At 72.9% G+C, this 20,562-nt stretch carries 20 protein-coding genes and 1 pseudogene; 10 read left to right on the top strand and 11 right to left on the bottom strand.

What is annotated here, in order from left to right; genetic code table 11:
- Positions 1-380: 380 nt before the first annotated feature.
- The coding region (locus FF36_RS38530) for a TetR/AcrR family transcriptional regulator (RefSeq protein ID WP_242422652.1) at positions 381-758 on the bottom strand (378 nt) is incomplete at its 3' end.
- Positions 759-969: 211 nt separating this feature from the next.
- Here FF36_RS38530 and FF36_RS20010 point away from each other — a divergent pair.
- The 3 genes from FF36_RS20010 (at position 970) to FF36_RS20000 (ending at position 4,024) form a co-directional block, all read left to right on the top strand.
- Positions 970-1,827, top strand: coding sequence for an alpha/beta fold hydrolase (locus FF36_RS20010; RefSeq protein WP_044886643.1), 858 nt, complete (start codon positions 970-972; stop codon positions 1,825-1,827).
- A 345-nt stretch (positions 1,828-2,172) separates the two neighbouring features.
- Positions 2,173-2,844, top strand: a complete 672-nt coding sequence (locus tag FF36_RS20005; RefSeq protein ID WP_082122074.1) for a TetR/AcrR family transcriptional regulator — start codon at positions 2,173-2,175, stop codon at positions 2,842-2,844.
- A gap of 256 nt (positions 2,845-3,100) precedes the next feature.
- Complete coding sequence (locus tag FF36_RS20000; protein ID WP_044886642.1) at positions 3,101-4,024, top strand: LLM class F420-dependent oxidoreductase; 924 nt, start codon at positions 3,101-3,103, stop codon at positions 4,022-4,024.
- A gap of 71 nt (positions 4,025-4,095) precedes the next feature.
- On the opposite strand, the gene FF36_RS19995 is transcribed toward FF36_RS20000, so the two are convergent.
- The 5 genes and pseudogenes from FF36_RS19995 to FF36_RS38520 all read right to left on the bottom strand — a co-directional run.
- Positions 4,096-4,794: a flavodoxin domain-containing protein gene (locus tag FF36_RS19995; RefSeq protein WP_044886641.1), complete on the bottom strand. Its 699-nt coding sequence runs from the start codon at positions 4,792-4,794 to the stop codon at positions 4,096-4,098.
- Positions 4,795-5,044: 250 nt separating this feature from the next.
- Entirely contained in the window at positions 5,045-6,574 is a 1,530-nt protein-coding gene (locus FF36_RS19990; RefSeq protein WP_082122073.1) for a CYTH and CHAD domain-containing protein, read from the bottom strand.
- 118 nt (positions 6,575-6,692) lie between these two features.
- A complete protein-coding gene (gene fdhD, locus FF36_RS19985; RefSeq protein ID WP_044886640.1) occupies positions 6,693-7,571 on the bottom strand; it encodes a formate dehydrogenase accessory sulfurtransferase FdhD in 879 nt (292 codons plus the stop codon).
- A pseudogene (locus FF36_RS38525) lies at positions 7,571-9,074 on the bottom strand (FdhF/YdeP family oxidoreductase); the annotation flags it as partial. The gene fdhD and the pseudogene FF36_RS38525, both read right to left, overlap by 1 nt.
- Position 9,075: 1 nt before the next feature.
- Positions 9,076-9,904 (bottom strand): molybdopterin-dependent oxidoreductase (locus FF36_RS38520; RefSeq protein WP_242422650.1); only part of this gene is annotated, 829 nt, incomplete at its 3' end.
- Between the two features lie 159 nt (positions 9,905-10,063).
- Here FF36_RS38520 and FF36_RS19975 point away from each other — a divergent pair.
- Entirely contained in the window at positions 10,064-10,306 is a 243-nt protein-coding gene (locus tag FF36_RS19975; protein WP_255354322.1) for a type II toxin-antitoxin system Phd/YefM family antitoxin, read from the top strand.
- Positions 10,303-10,557 (top strand): Txe/YoeB family addiction module toxin, encoded by a 255-nt coding sequence (locus tag FF36_RS19970; protein WP_044886637.1) that lies wholly within the window; start codon positions 10,303-10,305, stop codon positions 10,555-10,557. The genes FF36_RS19975 and FF36_RS19970 overlap by 4 nt, the downstream gene beginning before the upstream one ends.
- Positions 10,558-10,601: 44 nt before the next feature.
- On the opposite strand, the gene FF36_RS19965 is transcribed toward FF36_RS19970, so the two are convergent.
- Positions 10,602-11,372, bottom strand: coding sequence for an enoyl-CoA hydratase-related protein (locus FF36_RS19965; RefSeq protein WP_044886663.1), 771 nt, complete (start codon positions 11,370-11,372; stop codon positions 10,602-10,604).
- Positions 11,373-11,595: 223 nt separating this feature from the next.
- On the opposite strand from FF36_RS19965, the gene FF36_RS19960 reads away from it, so the two are divergent.
- Positions 11,596-12,048 (top strand): pyridoxamine 5'-phosphate oxidase family protein, encoded by a 453-nt coding sequence (locus tag FF36_RS19960; RefSeq protein ID WP_044886636.1) that lies wholly within the window; start codon positions 11,596-11,598, stop codon positions 12,046-12,048.
- Between the two features lie 26 nt (positions 12,049-12,074).
- Here the strand turns inward: FF36_RS19960 and FF36_RS19955 are convergent, their stop codons facing one another.
- The 3 genes from FF36_RS19955 to FF36_RS19945 form a co-directional block, all read right to left on the bottom strand.
- Positions 12,075-12,917: an endo alpha-1,4 polygalactosaminidase gene (locus FF36_RS19955; RefSeq protein WP_044886635.1), complete on the bottom strand. Its 843-nt coding sequence runs from the start codon at positions 12,915-12,917 to the stop codon at positions 12,075-12,077.
- A 36-nt stretch (positions 12,918-12,953) separates the two neighbouring features.
- Entirely contained in the window at positions 12,954-13,634 is a 681-nt protein-coding gene (locus FF36_RS19950) for an FMN-dependent NADH-azoreductase (protein ID WP_044886634.1), read from the bottom strand.
- A gap of 71 nt (positions 13,635-13,705) precedes the next feature.
- Positions 13,706-15,043, bottom strand: a complete 1,338-nt coding sequence (locus tag FF36_RS19945) for an ABC transporter substrate-binding protein (protein ID WP_236706140.1) — start codon at positions 15,041-15,043, stop codon at positions 13,706-13,708.
- A 268-nt stretch (positions 15,044-15,311) separates the two neighbouring features.
- Between FF36_RS19945 and FF36_RS19940 the strand changes: the two genes are divergently transcribed.
- The 4 genes from FF36_RS19940 (at position 15,312) to FF36_RS19930 (ending at position 19,884) form a co-directional block, all read left to right on the top strand.
- Positions 15,312-17,042 carry a purple acid phosphatase family protein gene (locus tag FF36_RS19940; protein WP_044886633.1) on the top strand — a complete coding sequence of 577 codons (1,731 nt, stop codon included), beginning with the start codon at positions 15,312-15,314 and terminating at the stop codon, positions 17,040-17,042.
- A 52-nt stretch (positions 17,043-17,094) separates the two neighbouring features.
- On the top strand, positions 17,095-17,823 hold the full coding sequence (locus tag FF36_RS19935; RefSeq protein WP_044886632.1) for a nitroreductase family protein: 729 nt from the start codon (positions 17,095-17,097) through the stop codon (positions 17,821-17,823).
- Between the two features lie 142 nt (positions 17,824-17,965).
- Positions 17,966-18,208 (top strand): hypothetical protein, encoded by a 243-nt coding sequence (locus FF36_RS33040; RefSeq protein ID WP_083507262.1) that lies wholly within the window; start codon positions 17,966-17,968, stop codon positions 18,206-18,208.
- Between the two features lie 479 nt (positions 18,209-18,687).
- Positions 18,688-19,884, top strand: coding sequence for an amidohydrolase family protein (locus tag FF36_RS19930; protein WP_082122071.1), 1,197 nt, complete (start codon positions 18,688-18,690; stop codon positions 19,882-19,884).
- 55 nt (positions 19,885-19,939) lie between these two features.
- On the opposite strand, the gene FF36_RS19925 is transcribed toward FF36_RS19930, so the two are convergent.
- Positions 19,940-20,455: a nitroreductase family protein gene (locus FF36_RS19925; RefSeq protein WP_044886631.1), complete on the bottom strand. Its 516-nt coding sequence runs from the start codon at positions 20,453-20,455 to the stop codon at positions 19,940-19,942.
- Positions 20,456-20,562 lie beyond the last annotated feature (107 nt).

Here is a 20,562-nt window from a genome sequence, read left to right as displayed (position 1 = left end):
CGGCGCAATTTGCATCGGTAGGGACGCGGGACGTTCGCCAGCCTTGCCGCGTCCCGTACGAGTAGCGCGGATTTGGAGGGGGCGAGTAGGCCGACCGAGGGGATGCGTCTGGCTGCCGTGCCGGCGCCGGAGCGACGCTGGCTGGTGGATCAGGGCGTGGGGTCGTGCTCGGCGGCGAGAGCGTGGGCGACGCCGTCGAGCACCATGTCGAGGCCGGCGGCGAAGTCGGCGGCGGCGCGCTCGCGGGCCGGCTCGGACGCGGGCGTCAGCAGCGCGCCGGAGGTGTAGAAGAACAGCACGCGCAGCACCCGGTCGGCGCCGTCGGGGGTGAAGCCGGTCTGGGTGAGCGCCGCGTGCAACGGGTGGTAGAGGCGGGCGGNGATGGGGTCGTCGGCGTGCGCCGCGAGGTGGGCCGCGAGGCCCCGGCAGCTTCCAACCACCTCGTGCATCCGGAGCAGGAACGAGCGCAGCCGGGGGCGCCAGTCCGCGTCGGGCGTGTCGGCGTCGAGGACCCGCGTGTACAGCTCGGCGGTGACCAGGCGGAGCAGGTCGTCCTTGGTCGCGACGTGCTTGTAGGTCGCGCCGAGCGACACCCCGAGGGACTGGGAGAGGCGCCGCATCGTCAGCCCCTCGACGCCGTCCCGCTCGATGATCGACAGCGCGGTCGCGACGATCTCGGCCTCGCGCAGGACACTCTGGCGGGGGGCTCGGGGGTCGACGGTACGCGCGCCCCGCGCGCCGGGCGGGTCACGGTCCATCCGCTCAGCGTACGAGCCGCTTGCCAGGCCCGACCGGATCCACCCGGCCACCGTCGTCCCGCCACCGTCGTCCCGCCACCGGGTCCCGACGCGGATGCGGTCCGTACTGGACGTACGACGAAGCGCGTGGTCTTCTTCTACAAGACGTAGAAGCTGTGGCTCCGGACACAGGCTCCGGGCGCAGGATCCGGACACGCGGAAGGCGGCCGGCATGGCAGAGATCGAGCTGTCCACCGGAACGATCGACTACGAGGACACCGGCGGCCCCGGCCCCGTCCTGGTGCTGCTGCACGGACTGCTGATGGACGCCTCGCTGTGGACCGGCCCGGTCGCGGAGCTCGCCGCCGACCACCGGTGCGTGGTCCCGACCCTGCCCCTGGGGGCGCACAGCCATCCCATGCACCCCGACGCCGACCTCTCGCTACCCGGACTCGCCCGCCTCGTCGCGGAGCTGCTCGCCCGACTGGACCTGCACGACGTCACCCTGGTCGGCAACGACACCGGTGGCGCGTTGGTGCAGCTCGTCGTGCGGGACGGCGCCGCGCGGGTAGGCCGGATCGCGCTCGTCTCCTGCGAGGCGTTCGACAACATCCCGCCAGGTCTGACCGGGCGGACGCTGGCCCTGGCCGGTGCGCTGCCACCGGCGCTGTTCGGCCTGGTCATGCAGCAGATGCGGCTGCGGCCGATGCGCCGCGCGCCGATCGCCTTCGGCTGGCTGACGGCCCGTGGGGACGCCGCGACCGCCCGGTGGATGCAACCGCTGCTGCGCCGCGGCGAGAGTTGTGGGGGCATCCGCCGCGACACCGTGCGGGTGCTGCGCTCGCTGCGCCCGGCGCGGGAGCTCCTGCTCGACGCTCCCGCCTACCTGTCGAGCTTCACCGGCCCCGCCCTGGTGGTCTGGGCCGCCGAGGACCGGGTGATGCCGCCCGAGCACGGCCGCCGTCTCGCCGAACTCCTCCCCCGGGGACGGCTGGTCGAGGTGGCCGACACCCGCACCCTCATCCCTCTGGACCAGCCAGCCGAACTCGCCAAGATCCTTCGCAACTTTGCCACCGACCCCCGAGGATGATCCCCGCCCGTACGGGGACGACGAGTTCATCGCCGACGCGGCACGGACGGGTCCGGAAGACCCCCGCGCGTGCGGGGACGACCGCCGCTCGCCGGTCAGACGGCGGCGGCCTCGGCCTCGGGGGTGGTCAGGATCTGGCGGGTGGTGGCGAGCAGGACGGCCTGCGTCGCAGTTCAGGGAACCTGACGGCGATGCCACTGGGGTGTCGAGGGTCACAACCAGGGGGCCCACCGGTGTTCGGATCGCCCCCCGGCGACGCGGTCGATAGCATCGGGCGTCCCGAACCCCGTCCGACGAACCCCGTCCGACGAACGCCGACGCCCCCCAGCAGGAGGCAGGGCTGCCATGTCTCGTGCGCAGGACCTGACAGCGTCCGACGAGGGGTCGCAGTCCGACGCCCCCCGGCGCCGCATCGGCCGGCCGCTCGCCTACGCGCCCGAGGAAGAGCGCTCGATGATGATCCGGGCGGCCTACCGGGTGCTGGCGCGCGCGGATTCGGGCTCCGTCACCGTCAGCGAGATTCTCACCGAGGCGCAGCTTTCGACCCGGTCGTTCTACCGGCACTTCAAGTCGAAGGACCAGCTACTGCTGTCGATGTTCGAAGAGGAAAGCGAACGGGCGACGGCCCAGCTCACGGAGCGGTTGGCCAGCGCGCCCGATCCGTATACGGCAATCGGCGAATGGATTCGCTTCTACATCCAGCTCGCCTTCGAACCGCGGCGGCATCGCCGGACCCTCGTCATGCAGACGCTCGAGCTCCACCGCGTCGCCGGGTACGCCGAGACGCTCGCGCGGCATCAGGAGCTGAACAGGGCTCCACTCATCCAGGCCCTCGAGGCCGGCGCGGCGCAGGGGACCTTCCGACACACCCGGCCGGCGAGCGATGCAGTCATGATCCAGGACATTGCCAACAATGTCCTTCTGCGACGTCGCGACGGGATCGAACAGAACGACAGTGAAACCGTCATGGCCACGATCTGCGAATTCCTGAGCCGGGCCATCGGCGTGCAGCACTAACCCGGCTTCCGGAACGGTCACACCTGGTACGCGTCAATGCGCGGCGGCCGGACGAGAACGCCACGGGCAGCCGTGATCCTCCCCGTCCGGCGGCCCCACCTGGGCTGACGCTCGACTGCCGGGGCATCCGGACGCGGACCGGCATAAGCTGATCTGGTCCGCCGCGCAGCCACCCGACAATGGGGCCGCGCATTACCCGGACACCTGCCGAACGATGCAGGAAACAGCGTGACCAGGACGATCGAAAGGCAGACCCATGAAATTCGGCGTGCAACACGGCATCGGTGATCCGCAGTGGCGGCCCGAGGTGCTGGACCAGCGGAACATCACCCCGTGGGTGCGTGCGGCCGAGGAGAGCGGGTGGTCCGGCATTGCCTTCACGGATCACCCGGCGCCATCCACAAAATGGGCGAACGCCGGCGGCGAGGGCAGTTCCGAGCCTTTCTCGTCCCTGGCCTTCTGTGCCGCGCTGACCGAGGACATCACGTTAATCACCCTGGTGACCGTGCTGCCCTACCGTAATCCGTTATTCACCGCGCACCAGATCCGCACGCTGGACCGGCTGAGCGGGGGACGACTCGTCGTCGGCGTCGGCACCGGCTATCTGCGGGGCGAGTTCCGCGCCTCCGGTGCCGATTTCGACCGACGGCGCGAGCTGTTCGACGAGGCGCTGGAGATCCTCACCGCGGACACCGCCGTCGAGGAGATCGCCCACCGGGGAATCGGCTTCGAGACGTCCGGCACCGCGCTGCGACCGCCGTCGATCCAACGACCGCACCCGCCGCTGTGGGTACACGCGAACAGCAGATGGGGCCTGGATCGGGCGGCCCGCTTCGGCGGCGGCGCCCTGCTCACCCTCACCACCGAGACGCTGGCCGGCACCATCCGAACCGCCCACGTGCCCGATTCGGCCGCCGTCGGCGAGCGCATCGACCGGCTGCGCGACGCCACGAACGCCGCCGGGCGTGACCCGGCCGAGGTCACCGTCGCCCTCGGCGGGGTCCTGTCCCTGCTCGACGTCCGTCAGGGCTGGAACGTCGACCAGGTCCGCGCCGACATCGCCGAATACGAGAGCCTCGGCGTGGACTGGCTCATCTTCAACGTGATCGGCGACGATCCCGCCGCGTCCGAGGAGACGGTGCGCCGCTTCGGCGAGGAGATCATCCTCGCCAAGGACTAACCGCGCCCGGCCGGTTTTCCGTCCGCGTGGAAAACCGGCCCGCGCCGGCGCCGGCACCGCGGTGACGTCGTTTATCCGGTGACCCAGTAGTCGGCGTCGTCGGCGGAGCCGGCGACCACGTCCGACGACGGGCGGGGTCGGGGGGCCGCGCCGACCAGCCACATCCGGGCCGGCCGATGGCTGCGCCAGCCGCTTCCGGCCCCGGCCCCGGCGCCGGAACCGGGTCCCCAGGCCGGCACGGCCCGCAGGACACGCGGGGGGGCCGCGGCGACCACGGCGTCGGCGAACGCCGCGAGCTGCTCCGGGCGGCGCCGGGTCCCCGCCGTCGGCTGGGCGGCAGCGGCGGCCGGGTGGGCGGCAGCGGCGGCCGGGTGGGCGCCGGCGCGTCGGGGGCCGTCGAAGGTCACCATGCCCCGGGCTCCGATCAGCGTCGCGAGCTCGGCGACCTGCGCGGCCGGCTGCGACCCCACCGGCTCTCCTGCGCCGCTCCGCTCTCCCCCGCCGCGCGGGTCGCTGGTGACCAGCCACACCGGTAGCCGGGACAGCCCGGCGCGGCGCCGGCGCACGAGCCGACGGGCGTCGCAGGACCACCGTCCGGCAAACAGCGCACCGGTGACGATCACCGCGTCGTAGGATGCCACCTCCCGCACCTGCCGCGCCGGTAGCACGTCTGCCTCGAGACCGCGGGCGGTCAACGCCGCGCCGATCATCGCGGCCAGGTCGCCGGCCCCGCCACACCCGGTTCCGAACGCCACCAGAGCTCGCGTCATCGCACCCCTCCCAACCTTGCGTCCAGGGCCGTCGAGGTGGACCGCACGCGATCGACTCGAGCCCGTAACCCAGTGGACATCCGTGGCGGGGCACACACCACCTGTCGAACGTCACGTCCGGCGAGCCATCCGGACCTGATCCGACGGGCACGGTCGGACCCCGGCGGACCGCCGCGGACCGACCCGAGGGTCCGGATCGGCAGGCGGCAGACCGTGCGCACCGCCCCGCGATGTGCTCCCCGCGTGCCGATCAGCGGCGCAGCCAGCGACGCAGGCGGGGGCGCGCGGCCCGCGCCCAGGTGGCCTCGAAGGCGGCCCGGGTCGCGGCCGCGCGGGCCCGCTCGTCCCCGGCGAGCAGTCCGTAGGTGAAGGAGGATTCGCCCGCGAGGTTCGCGGCGACGGCGAACTCGCGCAGCCGGGCCTGCGCGACGACGCAGTCCTGGTGCTCGCCGAGCTCGTTCTGGATCCGCTTCGCCGCCTTCGCGAGCGTCGCCGCGTCGCCGCCGTGGACGGGCACCATCAGCTCGCTTGCATAACGCAGCCGCTTCGCGGCCTTGCGGGCACCGTGGTAGGCGACGTCGCGGTCGGCTCCGGCGGGGGCCCGCCGGGCGCGTTCGACCCGCCGGACGAGCGTGCGATCCACCTTGGCAACGAGCTTCGGCAGCACGGTGCCGGCCGGGCGCCGGGCCCGCTCGGTCTGCCCGACGTCGGCGACGAAGCCGAGCAGCGTCTCGATGAACCCGAAGTACCGCTCGCCGCGCAGGTAGGCCAGCGCCTCCTCGCGGCTGCGCAGCCGCTCACCGAGCAGCGCCTCCTGGACGCGGGCGGCCACCGGGCCGAGCACCAGTTCGCCGGGCTGCCCGGCGAGCTCGCCGGCGAAGCGGGCAAGCTGGACCTCGGCGTCGCGGGGCCGTCCGAGCACCTCGCCGATCTCGCGCAGGCCGGCTTCGATCTCGGCGGCCCGCTCGGCGTCGAACAGCGGCCGGAAGGTCTGGATGGTGCTGCGCAGCCGCCGGGCCGCGACCCGCATGTCGTGGACGGCCTCAGGCGCGTCGACACGCACCGCGGGGTCGCGGTCGAGCAGCGCCGCGGTGTGCTCGGCCAGGTAGGCGTGGACGACCCGGGCCGCGCTGTCGGAGGCGGCGAGCCGGGCCGGGCCGGGCTGCACGTCGGGACCGCCGAGCTCGACGGCGAGGGCGCGCTGCAGCTTCGACGGTGACGGCGCGGGCCTCGCGCCGGCCCGGTGCAGGGCCTTGCTGGCGGCGGGCAGCACGTTCACCCCGGACGGGTCGAGCGCCTCGAGCTCGACCTCCCGCCACCGCGACACGATGGTGCGCTCACCCATCGTCCGCGCGTTGACCCGGTCGTCGGCGACCTCGATGAGGTCGTGGCCGGCGGCGTCGCGCAGCCGCCGGGTGCGCCGGACGGTCGTGATCGACGCCACCGGTCGAAGCGAGGCACCCCGCAGCCGCACGGCGACGAGGTCCAGCAGCTCCGGCGGGATCTGCGACGGTTCGCCGAGCGGGCGGCCGATCTCGTCACGGGCCCCGTCGGCGGTGGGGATCTTCAGATGCCAGCCCTCGTCGGCGCCACCCTCCCGGCGGCGCAGCGTCAGGTGGTTGCGGGCCAGGCGCAGGTCGTCGGTGTCGTAGTAGACGGCGTCGAGGTGCCGCTCGTCCGGGTCGGCGACGGAGGCGACCCCCCGCACCCCGTCGAAGGCGGGGAGCGCGAACATCTCGTCCACCGCGAACTTCCGCTCGACCTCATGCGTCACTGCCACGACTGGCCTCCATCCGGTGCTATCAGCGCACCAATGCCCTGCCCACGGTCGAAAAACCCTGCCGGGACGAGATGGGATCGCGTGGCGACCCGCGGCGACCCGCGGCGACCCGCGGTGGTCAGGCCAGCGCGACCCGGTGGGCGCCGGTGTAGAGGTTCATCGAGTCCCCGCGGACGAAGCCGGCGAGCGTCATCCCCGCCTCCTCGGCGAGATCCACCGCCAGCGTCGAGGGCGCGGACACCGCGACGAGCATCGGCACACCGGCCATCAGCGCCTTCTGCACCAGTTCGAACGACGCCCGGCCGCTGACGACCAGCGCGTGGCCGGCCAGCGGCACCAGGCCGTCGCGCACCGCCGCGCCGATCACCTTGTCGACCGCGTTGTGCCGCCCGACGTCCTCCCGCACGGCCCGCAGCACGCCGTCGGCGTCGGCGAGCGCCGCCGCGTGCAGCCCGCCGGTGGTGGCGAACAGCCGCTGCCCCACCCGCAGGGCGTCGGGCAGGCCGGTCACGGTCGCCGCGTCGAGGCGCAGCGGGTCGTCGGCGACGGTGAACCGGCTGCGCAGCCGGACCGCGTCGATGCTGGCCTTCCCGCACAGGCCGCACGAGCTGGTGGTGTAGAAGTTGCGGGTCACGTCGACCTCGGGCGGGGCGACCCCGGGGGCCAGCGCCACGTCGAGCACGTTGTAGGTCGGGCGGCCATCGGCGTCGACCGCGCCGTCCCTCCCCGACGCACCGTCCCTCCCAGACGCACCGTCCCTCCCGACGCAGTAGCGCATCGATGCCACGTCGGCGGCACCGGCGATCATGCCCTCGCCGAGCAGGAACCCCAGCGCCAGATCCATGTCGTCGCCGGGGGTGCGCATCGTCACCGCCAGCGCCCGCCCGCCGACCCGGATCTCCAGCGGTTCCTCGCCGACCACCGTGTCCGGGCGGACCGTCGTGGCGACCCCGGCCCGGACCCGGGTCACCCTGCGTCGCGCCGTCGCCCGCCCCATCAGCGCGTCCCGCCCACCGGCTCGCGCGCCGGCTCCAGCCGGATGATCAGCGATTTGGAGGTCGGGGTGTTGCTGCGGGCGGCGGTGGAGTCCAGCGGGACCAGGACGTTGGTCTCGGGGAAGTAGGCGGCGGCGCAGCCCCGCGCGGTCGGGTACGCCACCGCCCGGAAGTTCTCCGCCCGCCGTTCCCCGTCCGTCCACACGCCGACGAGGTCGACGTGCACGCCGTCGACGAGGCCGAGCGCGGCGAGGTCGTCCGGGTGGACGAACACCACGCGGCGGCCCCGGCGGACCCCGCGGTAACGGTCGTCCATCCCGTAGATCGTCGTGTTGTACTGGTCATGCGAACGCACCGTCTGCAGCAGCAGATGCCCGGGCGGGACGCGCAGCACGTCGCAGACGTTCTCGGTGAACGCCGCCCGCCCGTCCGGCGTCGGGAAGGTGCGGCTGTCGCGCGGCGGATGCGGAAGCTGGAAGCCACCCGGCGCGGCGAGCCGGGCATCGAAATCCTCGAACCCCGGCACCACCCGGGCGATGTGACCGCGGATCCGTCGGTAATCGCCGGCCAATCCCGCCCAGTCCACCGAGTCGTCCGAGTCGTCCGCCCGGCCGGCGAGGGTGGCTTCGGCGAGGCCGCAGACGATCGCGACCTCCGAGCGCAGCTCCGCCCCGGCCGGGGGCAGCGTGCCACGGGAGGCGTGCACCATGCCCATCGAGTCCTCGACGCTGACCTGCTGCGGCCCGCCGGCCTGCACGTCGACCTCGGTACGCCCCAGCGTCGGCAGGATCAGCGCCGCACGGCCCGTCACCGCGTGCGAGCGGTTCAACGTCGTCGACACCTGCACCGTCAGCCGACACGCCCGCATCGCCGCCTCGGTCACCGCCGAATCCGGACCGGCCGCGACGAAATTCCCACCCAGGCCGAGGAACACCCGCACCCGACCGTCACGCATCGCCCGGATCGTCTCCACCACGTCATGCCCATGCGCACGCGGCGGAGCGAAGGAGAACTCGGCACCCAACGCGTCGAGAAACGCGTCGGGCATCTTCTCCCAGATTCCCATCGTGCGGTCACCCTGGACGTTGGAATGCCCACGCACCGGGCACACCCCCGCCCCCGGCCGGCCGATGTTCCCCCGCAGCAGCAGGAAGTTCACGACCTCCTGGATCGTCGCCACCGAGTTGGCGTGCTGGGTCAGTCCCATCGCCCAGCAGACCACGACCCGGTCGGCGGCCAGCACTCGACGGGCCAGCTCGTCGATCTCGGCGGCGGCGAGCCCCGTCGCCGCGGCGACGTCGGCGTCGGACAGGTGCCCACGAACATGGTGGGCGAACTCGGTGAATCCGCTGGTGTGCTCGGCGAGGAAGGCGTGGTCGAGCACCGTGCCGGGGGCCGCGTCCTCCGCGGCCAGCAGCCGGCGTGACAGTGCCTGGAACAGCGCCATGTCCCCGTTCAGCCGGATCTGCAGGAACTGGTCGGCCAGCGCCGTGCCGCGCCCGAGCNCCCCCCGCGCCTGCTGCGGATTGCGAAAGCGCAGCAGCCCCGCCTCCGGCAGCGGGTTCACCGCGACGATGCTGCCGCCGGCGCGCTTCACCCGTTCCAACGAACTGAGCATCCGCGGATGATTCGTCCCCGGATTCTGACCCACCACCAGCACCAGATCCGCGGACTCCAGATCGGCCAACGTCACCGACCCCTTACCCACCCCGATCGTCGAGGTCAACGCCGCCCCGGACGACTCGTGGCACATGTTCGAACAGTCCGGCAGGTTGTTCGTCCCGAACATCCGCGCGAACAACTGCCACACGAACGCCGCCTCGTTGCTGGTGCGACCGGAGGTGTAGAACGCGGCCTCGTCCGGGCTGTCGAGTGCCGCCAGTTCGGCGGCGACGATCCCGAACGCCTCGTCCCAGCCCACCGGGGCGTAGTGATCCGCGCCCGGCGCCTTGTACACCGGCTCCACGATCCGACCCCGGCTGCCCAACCAGTGACCGGAGCGGCCGGCGAGGTCGGACGCCGGCTGCGCGGCGAAGAACTCCCGCGTCACCCGGCTGCGCGTCGCCTCCTCCGCCACCGCCTTCGCGCCGTTCTCGCAGAACTCGACGACGGACCGCTCCCCCGGCGCCGGCTCCGGCCACGCACAGCCCGGACAGTCGAACCCGTGGTCCTGGTTGACCAGCCGCAGCGTCCGCACCGACCGGCCCGGCCCCATCCGCTCCCACGCCTGCGCCAGGGCGTGCCCCACCCCCGGCAGCCCCGCCGCCGACGACGCGGGCGCCCCCACCCGCAGCCGGGCATCGTCATCCCCGAGGTCCCCACCGCCGCTGCCCATGGTTTCCACCATCCTCGCGATCGACGCCGGACACCACCATCAGCGGCCAGGCCCGGCGGGCACCCCGAAGCCGCCAGCTTCCGCCGCCATGGCTGGCCGGGGGACGTACACTCGCGTCTACGTACAAGTTTCTGTACAACGGGAGGCACAGTGAAGACGATGAGCTACTCAGAGTCACGTGCACGCTATGCCGAAGTTCTGACCGCGGTGGCAGATGACCGGGAGGAGGTCGTCATCACCCGGGCCGGACATGAGCCGGTCGTCATCGTCTCCCTGGATGACTACCAGTCCCTCAAGGAGACGGCCTACCTTCTGCGCAGTCCCGAGAACGCCCGCCGGCTCCTGGCCGCCATCGACCGCCTCGAAAGCGGTGCCGGCACCGTACGCGATCTCGTCGAGTGAAGCTCGTCTGGGATGAGAACGCGTGGCAGGACTATCTCTGGTGGCGGACGGAGAACCGCAAGATCCTCAAGCGCATCAACGTCCTGATCCAGGACATAGCCCGGAATGGCAACGACGGCATCGGCAAACCCGAACCCCTCAAGCATGGCTTCCAGGGCTACTGGTCCCGCCGCATCAACGACGAACACCGACTGATCTACAAGATCAGCGACGATCAGATCCGCATCGCCCAGTGCCGGTACCACTACTGAGACGTCCGTAGGCATCGCTTCCCGTGGGGAGCGGCTTAGGTGGCTTATCGACCGGTCCAGGCGGGTGGGCGCTTCTCCAGGAAGGCGCGGACGCCCTCGGCGGCGTCGGCGGAGTCGCGGATCGCGTCGAGGGCGGTGGCAGTGGCCTGCCAGCCGGCGGCGTCGGCGGCCGGGGCGACGGCGTCGTCGACGGCCGCGAGGCAGGCCCGCACGGCGCTCGGCGCGTTGCGGCAGATCCGCTCGGCCAGCGCGAGGGCGGCGTCCAGCGCCCCGCCGGACTCGGCGAGCACGTTGACCAGGCCCGCCTCGTAGGCGCGCCGGGCGTCGAAGGGATCGCCGACGAGGATGAGCTCGCGGGCCAGGTTCAGCGGCAGCGCCCGCGGGCCGCGAAACAGCGCGCCACAGGTCGGGACCACCCCGATCGTCACCTCCGGCAGGCCGAACCGGGCGCCGGCACCCGCCACGACGAGGTCGCAGGCCAGCACGATCTCCAGGCCGCCGCCGAGCGCGGGGCCCTCGACCGCGGCGATGAGCGGCGTGCGGCGACGCCGGCGGACCACGCCGTACTCCCCGCCCCGCTCGGTGACGTAGTCGCCGCCGGCGGTCAGGTCGCTGCCGGCGCAGAACACCGTCGGGGTGCCGGTGAGCACGCCGACCCAGAGGTCGTCGTCGTCGTCGAGCAGGTTCAGCGCGGCGTCGAGGGCGTCGGCCATCGCGCGGTCGACCGCGTTGCGCCGGTTCTCGCGGCGCATCGACACGACCAGCACGTGGCCCTCGCGGCGGACGTCCACCCGTTGCGCGTCCCGGTCCGTCATCGCCCGCTCCACGCCCCGTCCCACCGTGCTTCCCGGCCCCGCCAAGCTTCCCGACCCGCCAAGCTTCCCGACCCGTCAGGCTCTCCGGCCCGTCAGGCTCTCCGGCCCGTCGCCGCCCGGATGACCAGCGCCGGCTGGAGACACAGAATAGCCTTCTGGGCTGGCAGGAACGATGTTTCCGATCCGGCCGCGGCCAGCGCGGTCCGCCCGAGGGGATGTGCGCATGCAGGAACAGCGACGCGGCCGGAAGATCGCCATGGAACGGGCGGAGATCGACGTCTTCCTCACCGAGGAGCGGGTCTGCCGGGTGGCGACGGCCGGCCCCGACGGCCCGCACCTGACGCCGCTGTGGTTCGTGTGGGACGACCAGGCGCTGTGGCTGTGGTCGATCGTGCGCAGCCAGCGGTGGACCGACCTCACCCGCGACCCGCGCGCCGCCGTGCTCGTCGATGCCGGGATCGGCTACGGCGAGCTGCGCGGGGTGGAGCTGCGCGGCCGCTTCGCCCCGGTCGGCGAGGCGCCACGCGCCGACGTGCCGCACCCCGAACTGGAGGTCCCGGAGCGCCTGTTCGCCGCCAAGTACGCCGGCGGCGGCACGACCGAGCCCGACGGCCGCCACGGCTGGCTTCGCCTCGCCCCCGAGAAGATCACCAGCTGGGACTTCCGGAAGCTTTAGCCGGAAGCTTTAGCGGCCGACTCGGGTCAGCAGGCGCGGCGCCAGGCGTCAAGGTCGCGGTTCTTGCGGATGGAGGAGAAACCGGGGACCGCGCAGCGGGCGTCCGTCGGCCCGGCGTCGGTGTACTCGACGTGCAGGACGGCCTTGCCGGCGTCGAGGAACGGACCGTAGGCGTCGCACTCCTCGTAGGTCAGACAGGACTCGACGACCGCGAAGTCGACGTCGCCGACCAGCGCCTCGACCTGGTCCGGGTCGTTCTTCAGCGCGACCCCCATGCCGCGGGCATGCACCTGCTCGGCGGTCCAGCGGTTGAACCGAAGCTGGTCGTCCTCGGTGAGCGGGAAGCCGCTGTCCGTGGAGTAGGCATCCACGTTGTCGGGTTCGACGGCGTCGAAGCCCTTGTCCCGGCAGGTGTCCAACCGGCGCCCGAGCGGCTCGGCCAGCCGCGCCGGCCGGCGAACGTCAAGCCAGGACTCCCCGGGCCAGCCGTCCACCGGCTTGCCGATCAACGTCGGGGGGAAGTCGCTCGCGTCCGGGCGGAAATCCTCCCAGGAACCGACGGAGACATAGCAGATGACGCGCCGGCCAGCCTGATGGAGCCGCGCGATCGCCGAGGCAGGGGTCGTCTCCCAGTCCAGGTCGTAGACGGGCACGTCGACGGACAGGTCCAGGCTGCCAGTCAGCTGCCACTGCCACGCCTGGCCCGGGCTTGGCCGCCAGGCCCCGTCAGCACCGCCACTCGCCGCGGACCCGGTTACGGGGCCGGGGCCGGGGCCGGCGGGGCCGGCGGAATCCCCTCCCGATGCGGCACAGCCCGTCGCGACGAACAGCACCAAGCCGACGAGCGCACGACCAAGGCGGGAGAACATCGCCGCAACCTGCACCGACCGGGGCAACGCATGACATCAACGTAGGGTTTCTGGCGATGGGACGCCCGGCGAAGGGTGGCCGAGGCGGGTGGCGAGCTCGATGACGGAACGGTGGGCGGCGTCGAGTTCCGCCTTCGCCGTGGTGCGCAGCTCGGCCATCGCCGGCACGCGGAAGGCCAGCGTCGCATCGGTCGACACGACCGTCACCGCCATCCCGAGGGAGCGGCCGAGGACCAGCTCGACGGGCGGGACCGCGTGGTCCCAGCCCGCCGTCGGGCTGCCGGGGCCGTACTGCGCGCCGCGGGCGGAGACGACGACGGCCGGGCGGCCGGCCAGCGGCTGCTCCCGGGTGTCGAACGGCGCGGTGACGCCGAGGACGTGCACCTGGTCGATCCACGCCTTGAGCGTGGACGGGATCGACCAGTTGTACATCGGCGCGCCGATGACCAGCACGTCGGCGGCGAGCAGCTCGGCGAGCAGGAGCTCCTGCGTCGCCGCGGCGGCCGGATCGGGTGTCTCCCCCGGACGGCGCAGCCGCGGCGCCCAGTGCAGTGCGGCGTCGCTGAGATGCGGCGGCGGATCGGCGTGCAGGTCGCGGTAGGTCACCGTGTGCTGCGGGCCGAGCCCTTGCCAGGTGTCGGCGAAGGTCCGGGTCAGCGCCCGCGTCGTCGAACCGGTGGGATCGGCGGAGGAGTCCAGGTGCAGCAGTCCGGGCATGCGCACTCCTTGCTGCTCGCGGGCGACGCAGCGCCGACTTTACGCCAGCGACCCGGCCCGAGGCAGGCGGTCTACGCGGCGCCGAGCAGCTTCACCAGCCGCTCGTTGACCGACGCCGCCGTCGCGGCCGGGTCGGCGCCGCCCAGCATCACGGCGCTCACGAGGTCGTCCTGGAGGATCTGCCGAGCCTGGTCGGCGTTCGGGCCGCGCAGCGGCTGGTACGGGGCGACGCTGGTGAACTGGCGGAAGGCGGGCAGGATCTCCGGGGAGGTCATCAGGTACTCGCCGAGGAACTGCCGGCCGTCGACCGTGGACTGCCGCAGCGGCAGGTAACCGATCTTCGCGGTGATGACGGTGAAGCCGGCATCACTGGTCAGGTACTTCAGGAACTGCCAGGCGGCCTGCTGCTTGCGGCGGTCCCTGGTCAGCACGTACAGCCCGGAGCCCGAGTAGGTCGGCCGGGCAGGCTGGTCGCCGAAGGCCGGCAGTCCGGCGGTGCGCAGCGTGAACGATCCCTTCGCCGACCGGTGCAGGCTGGCGAGCACCGCCGTACTCGTCACGAGCATGCCGAGCTTGCCGGCCTTGAACAGGCTCAGGGCGTCGGTCTCGACGATCCTCGGCTGCGCGCCCGAGTTCGTCAGGTCGCCGAGCATCGCCAGCGCGCCAACGGCCGGCGGGCTGGCGAGCTGCGGCCCGCCCGTCGCGGACAGCAGCGACCCGCCGTTGCTGTTGATGAGCGACTGGGTGAGGAAGTCCGACTTCGCGGGGTTGGCGGCGTCGACATACACGCCCTGAACCCCGTCGCCGAGCGTCGCCAGGGCCAGCGCAGCCCTGCGCACCTGCGCCCACGTGGCCGGCGGCCGCGCCGGATCCAGGTGCGCCCGCTCGAACAGCGTCGCGTTGTAGAACATCGTCGGCGTCGACAGCGTGTAGGGCATCACGGTGAGCCTGCCGTCGATGCTGCCGGCGGCCAGCGCCGGCGGCAGGATCCCGGCGGTGGCCGCCGCCACCTCGGCGGGCGGGGCCAGGTCGGCGACCGGCACGACCGGCAGGCTGGCCAGCGCCGCCGGCTGTTTGCTCCAGCCGATCTGCGCGATGTCCGGCGGGTCCCCCGCCGCGGTCCGCGCCTGCACCCTGGTCAGGACATCTCCGGAGGTGGCCCCCGAGGCGACGAGGCGAATGTCCGGGTGATCCGCCTCGAAGCCGTCGATGAGCTGCTGAGTGCCCTGCCCGCCCAGGTCCGGCGTGCCGTAGTTGTAGGACACGAAGCTCAGGCTGACGGGTGCGGGCGCCCCCTCGTCGCCATCGCCGCCGCAGCCGGCGATCAGCGCCCCGATCATCGCCCCGATCAGCGCCAGCGCGACGGCGGCCGCCGGGGCCCGCCGCCCATGCGGTCTCCCCCGGAACATCGTCCTCCCCCGGAACATCGTCGCAATCATGGCCGGGGAAACGCAGGGGCCGACCACGGGACGGTGACCGCCTCATGACCGAAAGGTGTCCGATTGCCCATGAATGCCTGACGGGAAGCAACGCCGCGGCCGGCGCACCGAGGGAATCCGCGGCGGCTTCGAGCCGCCGTCGACCCGATGCACCGTTCGGCCGGGTTCACCTGATGGTCCCGTTGTCGCCATGTGCCCGACCGCTCACCGTCCGCCGGACGCGACAGCATCACGGCCCATGGACGCGAACCCCACGACCGGGTCGGCCGGTCCGTCCCGCCGCACCCTGCTGCGCACGGCCGCGATCGGCGGCGGGCTGACCGTCGCCGCCGGTCCCACCCTGTGGCGGCAGCCGGCCTTCGCGGGCACCGGCCCGGACACCGCCCCCGAGCAGGTGCACCTGGGGTGGGGCGACGACCCGGCGACGGCCGTGACGGTGTCCTGGGTGTCACCGACCGCCGTGCGCCGGCCACGGGTGCGGCTCGGCACCGCAGCCGGCGGGTTCGGCCGGTTCGTCGACGCCGAGGAGCGGACCTACGTCGACGGCCTGGGCGGCCAGCGCGTCGTGACGTACCACGCGAAGCTGCGCGGCCTCGATCCGGGCACCGCCTACGTCTACCGGGTCGACACCGCCGACGGTCCGGTCGCGGCCGGGTCCTCCACGGGCGGCCCCGGCGGCCCCGGCGGGACGTTCACCACCGCCCGCCGTGGCCGGTTCCCGTTCCGCTTCACCAGCTACGGCGACCTGGCCACCGACAAGGCGTGGACCATCTCCTCCCCCAACGCGTTTCACGCCGTGGACGCGGTCGAACGCTTCGCGCCGCTGTTCCACCTGCTCAACGGCGACCTGTGCTACGCCAACCTCACGTTCGCCCAGCAGCCGGCGGTATGGCGCGACTTCGGCGTCAACGTGGCCCGCTCCGCGGCGAACCGGCCGTGGATGCCGGCGCTGGGCAACCACGAGATCGAGTTCGGCAACGGCCCGCACGGCTACGAGTCGTATCTGACCCGGTTCAGCCTGCCGTCGAACGGGATCCGCGGCCTGGCCGGCAACTTCTACAGCTACCGGGTCGGTTCGGCGCTGTTCATCTCCCTCGACGCCGACGACGTCATCTACCAGGACGGCGGCGCCTTCGCGGCGACCGACGTCGTCCCGCCGAACGGCGCGGCGACGATCCCCGCCGGTCACAGCCAGTACAACCGGCTCTACACCGGCCCGCTCGCCGCCGGCCCGAACGGCACGCTCACCCCTGGCGGGAACCTGCAGACCCGCTGGCTGGAACACACCCTCGCCGCCGCGCGGGCCGACCGCACCATCGACTGGATCATCGTCCAGACGCACCAGTGCCCGCTGTCGAGCTCCGCCACCGGCAACGGTTCGGACCTCGGCCTGCGCCAGGCGTGGCTGCCGCTGTTCGACCGCTATCGGGTCGACCTCGTCGTCTCCGGGCACGACCACGACTACGAGCGCACGTTCCCGGTCCGCGGCTTCGACCGCGACCGCGGGACCGAGGTCGCCGGCGGCGCGACCGTCGACACGCTGCGACCCCGGCCCGTCGTCACCGACCCGACCGCCGACACCTTCGACACCGACGCCGGCACCGTCTACCTGGTCCTCGGCGGCGGCGGGACCAGCGGCCCCACCGACAGCTACGGCGCCACCCCGACCGGCGCCCGGCAGGGCAAGGTCATCACGAGGCGGACGGAGATCACTCGGAACGCCTCCACCGGCGCCTACACCAAGTCGCCCGCCGACGCGGTCGAGGAAGCCGTGTGGTCGGCCCGACCGGACGCCAGCGGGCACCCGTACGGCATCGCCGTGTTCGACCTCGATCCCGGCAGCCGCCCCGGCGGCCCCACCACCATCACCGTGAGCTACCACCACGCTCCTCGCGTCCAGGCGGGCGCCCCCCCGCCCGCCTACACCCTGCTGGAACGCTTCACCCTGCGCCGCCGCCGCTCCGACTGACCGCCGACTGCGAGCCCCTCGGCCACCCACCGGCCCGGCTAGGCTCCCGGGCGTGGAGCTGCTTGAGGTGATGCGCACCGCCGGTGCCGTGCGGGAGTTCACCGGCGAGCCGGTGCCGGACGAGGTGCTCGAACAGGTTCTCGACGCCGCCCGGTTCGCCCCGAGCGGCGGCAACCAGCAGCCGTGGGTCGTGCTCGTCGTGCGCGACCCCGAGTTGCGCCGGCGGCTGCGCGACCTGGTCCGCGAGGGCTGGCGGGAGTACGTGGCGCAGCGACGCGCCGGGGTGCGGCCGTTCGCGCCCGGCCCGGACGGCCGCTGGCACGGGCCGGCGATCGACCTCGACGCCGCGGCCCGCACCCCGGCGCCGAGTGCCTTCGTCGACGCCTTCGACCAGGTGCCCGTCCTGCTCGTCCTCGCCGTGCGGCTCACCGCGCTCGCGGTGACCGACGTCGACCTCGACCGGCAGAGCGTCGTCGGCGGCGCGTCGATCTACCCGTTCGCGCAGAACATCCTGCTGGCGGCCCGGGACGCCGGCCTCGGCGGGACGCTGACCACCTTCGCCGCCCGGCGCGAGCCCGCGGCGGCCGCCCTGCTGCACATCCCGCCCGACCACGGCATCGCCGCCGTGCTGGCCCTCGGCTACCCGGCGCGGCGCACGACCCGGCTGACCCGCCAACCGGTCGGCGCCTTCACCCGCATCGACACCTTCGACGGCGCCGCCTTCGGTTCGGCGACCGCGGCGCCGCCGGGTGGGCGGCCGGATTCCCCGGCGGCCAGCTGAGATCCACGGTCGGTGGCCGGCACCGGCGGCCTGAACGAGGAGTGAACCCCGTCGCATCGGGGTATGGCCTTATTTTGTCGCGTCCCGCCCAACGACGTGCCGGGGCTGATCTCATCAGCGGATCACAAAGGTGGCGGGTATTATGACCGATATTGTCACGATGGTCGCCTCGATCAGCGAGTTTCCCACCGTCGAGGAAACAGACGCGATACTGAATGAATTGCGACGACTTTCTCGCGACGCGGCAACAACCAAACTGATCGATGATCTTCTGGAGCTCCGGTCACTACTCGGCGAGTCGAGTCGTGGCCACGCGCCGAGTAGTGAATCGACCAGAGTGCCGCAGCCCTATCCCACGGTCCCGGACGGGCCCCCCGCCGAGTGACCGGTCGGGCCGTCGCCCGCGCGCACGGGATCGTCCGACAGATCGGCCGGCCGGCGCCGCCTCCGCCTCTCCCGAGCCTTGTGGTCCGGTGAGCAGGGCAGCGGCCGCCGCGCCGGCATCCACGCGTCCCGACGCCGCAATCGCCTCAATGCGGGCGAGTTGCCCAGATGCCGCCAAACCCGTCCTCGTAATCACGGAGATGGCCACTGAAGGCTGGTGACGCGTACCGTAGGCGACATTTTCCGCGCCCATCCGCAGGCGGATCCTAAAGTAATTCTTGTCGAATCCCGACAACCCGCTCCCCGACTCGTCATGCGCGCCGACCAGGAGGGTTCGGGTCCGGGAAACATCGACGCGCAGGTCTCCACCGGTCGAGGAATCGATATTTCGACGGCTTTCGGTGAACGCCACCAGGCCGCCGGTGGCGAGTGCGCTGTAATGCCCGCAACGCGGGCAGAACCACACAGAGCGGAGCGGAAATGTCCAGTGAAATCGGGGGACGAGGCGGGAGCCAGGCGGACGACGGCCCGCGTCGCGGGCCGAGCCGGCGGGCCGCCGTCGGCCTCGCGGCTGTCGTCGCCGGGGCCGGCACCGCGGTCGTCGCCGGAGCGGGCGCCGCGGCGGCGGCCCCGGTCACGGCGGCGACGACGACCGGGACCGGCACGACCGGGACCGGCACGACCGAGGCCGGCACGGCCGATCACGCCCGAACCGGGGCGACCGGGCGGATCGACGTCCACCATCACGCGATGCCGGCCGAGGTGCGCGCCTGGCTCGTCGAACACGGCCAGCTACCGCCGGTGGGCGGACCGCCGTTCGCGAACTGGTCCCTGCCGGCCGCGCTCGACACGATGGACCGCGGCGGCATCGCGACGGCCGTGCTGTCCGCGGCGATCCCGAGCGAGTTCACGCCGACGCCCGCGCTCGCCGCGCAGCTCGCCCGGCTCGCCAACGACACGATCGCCGACGTGGTCCGCGGCCATCCCACCCGGTTCGGTCTGCTCGCCTACGTTCCCCGGGCCACCCCGCAGATCGCCGTCGCGGAGATCCGCCATGCCTACGACGACCTGCACGCCGACGGCGTCCTGCTCATGGCCCACGACGGCGTCACCTATCTCGGGGATCCCGGGCTGGAGCCGGTGATGGCCGAACTGAACGCGCGTGACGCGGTGGCCCTGGTGCATCCGTTCAACCTGCCCGGCGCGACCGGCATCGCCGTTCCGGCGTTCGTCGCCGACTTTCTGGCCGACACGACCCGTGCCGCCGTGCAGCTCGTCGTCAACGGGGTGCTGGAACGGTATCCACGGATACGGTGGATCCTCGCCCACGGTGGTGGCTACTTTCCGTACCAGGCGGCCCGGCTCGCCCTTACCCGCAGCCTCGGTTACGGCACCGACCTCGCCACCGTCGACCGGACGCTGCGCCGCTTCTTCGTCGACACCGCCGGGCCCATGTCCCCGTACAGCACGCCCTCCCTGCTGGCCGCCATCGGGGTCGACCGGATCCTGTACGGCTCGGACTACAACGCCGTACCCGCCGACACCGTGTTCGCGGGCCGCGACGCGTTCCTCGCCGACCCGGCGCTGAACCCGGCGGCCCGCCGCACGATCGCCCGGGACAACGCGCTGGCCCTGTTCCCGACGATCGCCGCCCGACTCGCCGCCGGCCGCCGCTGACCGCCGCCGACTCGCCACCGGCCGCAACCTGTCGGCTACCACCGACCGCGGTGGACTACCACTGTCCGCGGTGGACGACCTCGTCGTAGGGGCGGCGGTCGAGGCGTTCCACCGGCCGCAGCGGCCCGTCGTCGGGGTAGCCCAGGCCGATCATGTAGGCGACGCGGTGGGTGGCGGGCACGCCGAGAATCCGGCGGGCGGCCTCCTGGTCACCGACGGCCGAGTGCCCGCCACCGACGCCGAGGTCCGTCGCGGTCAGCAGCATCAGCATGGTCGCCTGGCCGAGGTCGTACTCGTCCATGAGCCGGTAGCGCTCCGACTCCGGCTCGGGAAGCACCAGCACGATCGTCGCCGCCGAACTCGCGATGTGACCGGCGCCGCGCCAGATCGTCGCCAGTTCGCCGAGCACCGCCCGGTCGGTGACGAGCACGAAGTCCCACCGCTGCCGGTTCGACGCCGACGGGGAACGCCACCCGGCCTCCAGGATCCGCTCTAGGTCCTCGGCCGGCACCGGCCGGTCCTGGTAGCTGCGGACGTTACGACGAGCACGGATCGCATCCCAGGTCTCCACGCCGTCGACCCTAGTGGAACCCGGGTGCTGTGCCGGCGGACCGTCCGCCGGCACCCATACTTGAGGCGGAGGGCGCCCCCGGCTCGATGCAGGGCCACCCTGCCGCC

The organism is Frankia torreyi, from assembly GCF_000948395.1.
Classification (GTDB): domain Bacteria; phylum Actinomycetota; class Actinomycetes; order Frankiales; family Frankiaceae; genus Frankia; species Frankia torreyi.
This window is presented reverse-complemented; position numbering and strand designations above follow the sequence as displayed.

Excerpts from the sequence above, each read along its gene's own strand:
- FF36_RS20000 (WP_044886642.1), top strand. The coding sequence starts at position 3,101 with ATGAAATTCGGCGTGCAACACGGCATCGGTGATCCGCAGTGGCGGCCC.
- FF36_RS19945 (WP_236706140.1), bottom strand. The coding sequence starts at position 15,043 with ATGTTCCGGGGGAGACCGCATGGGCGGCGGGCCCCGGCGGCCGCCGTC.
- FF36_RS19950 (WP_044886634.1), bottom strand. The coding sequence starts at position 13,634 with ATGCCCGGACTGCTGCACCTGGACTCCTCCGCCGATCCCACCGGTTCG.
- FF36_RS20005 (WP_082122074.1), top strand. The coding sequence starts at position 2,173 with ATGTCTCGTGCGCAGGACCTGACAGCGTCCGACGAGGGGTCGCAGTCC.
- FF36_RS19955 (WP_044886635.1), bottom strand. The coding sequence starts at position 12,917 with ATGTTCTCCCGCCTTGGTCGTGCGCTCGTCGGCTTGGTGCTGTTCGTC.
- FF36_RS19975 (WP_255354322.1), top strand. The coding sequence starts at position 10,064 with ATGAGCTACTCAGAGTCACGTGCACGCTATGCCGAAGTTCTGACCGCG.
- FF36_RS20010 (WP_044886643.1), top strand. The coding sequence starts at position 970 with ATGGCAGAGATCGAGCTGTCCACCGGAACGATCGACTACGAGGACACC.
- FF36_RS19960 (WP_044886636.1), top strand. The coding sequence starts at position 11,596 with ATGCAGGAACAGCGACGCGGCCGGAAGATCGCCATGGAACGGGCGGAG.
- FF36_RS19940 (WP_044886633.1), top strand. The coding sequence starts at position 15,312 with ATGGACGCGAACCCCACGACCGGGTCGGCCGGTCCGTCCCGCCGCACC.
- FF36_RS19965 (WP_044886663.1), bottom strand. The coding sequence starts at position 11,372 with ATGACGGACCGGGACGCGCAACGGGTGGACGTCCGCCGCGAGGGCCAC.
- FF36_RS19995 (WP_044886641.1), bottom strand. The coding sequence starts at position 4,794 with ATGACGCGAGCTCTGGTGGCGTTCGGAACCGGGTGTGGCGGGGCCGGC.
- fdhD (WP_044886640.1), bottom strand. The coding sequence starts at position 7,571 with ATGGGGCGGGCGACGGCGCGACGCAGGGTGACCCGGGTCCGGGCCGGG.
- FF36_RS19930 (WP_082122071.1), top strand. The coding sequence starts at position 18,688 with ATGTCCAGTGAAATCGGGGGACGAGGCGGGAGCCAGGCGGACGACGGC.
- FF36_RS33040 (WP_083507262.1), top strand. The coding sequence starts at position 17,966 with ATGACCGATATTGTCACGATGGTCGCCTCGATCAGCGAGTTTCCCACC.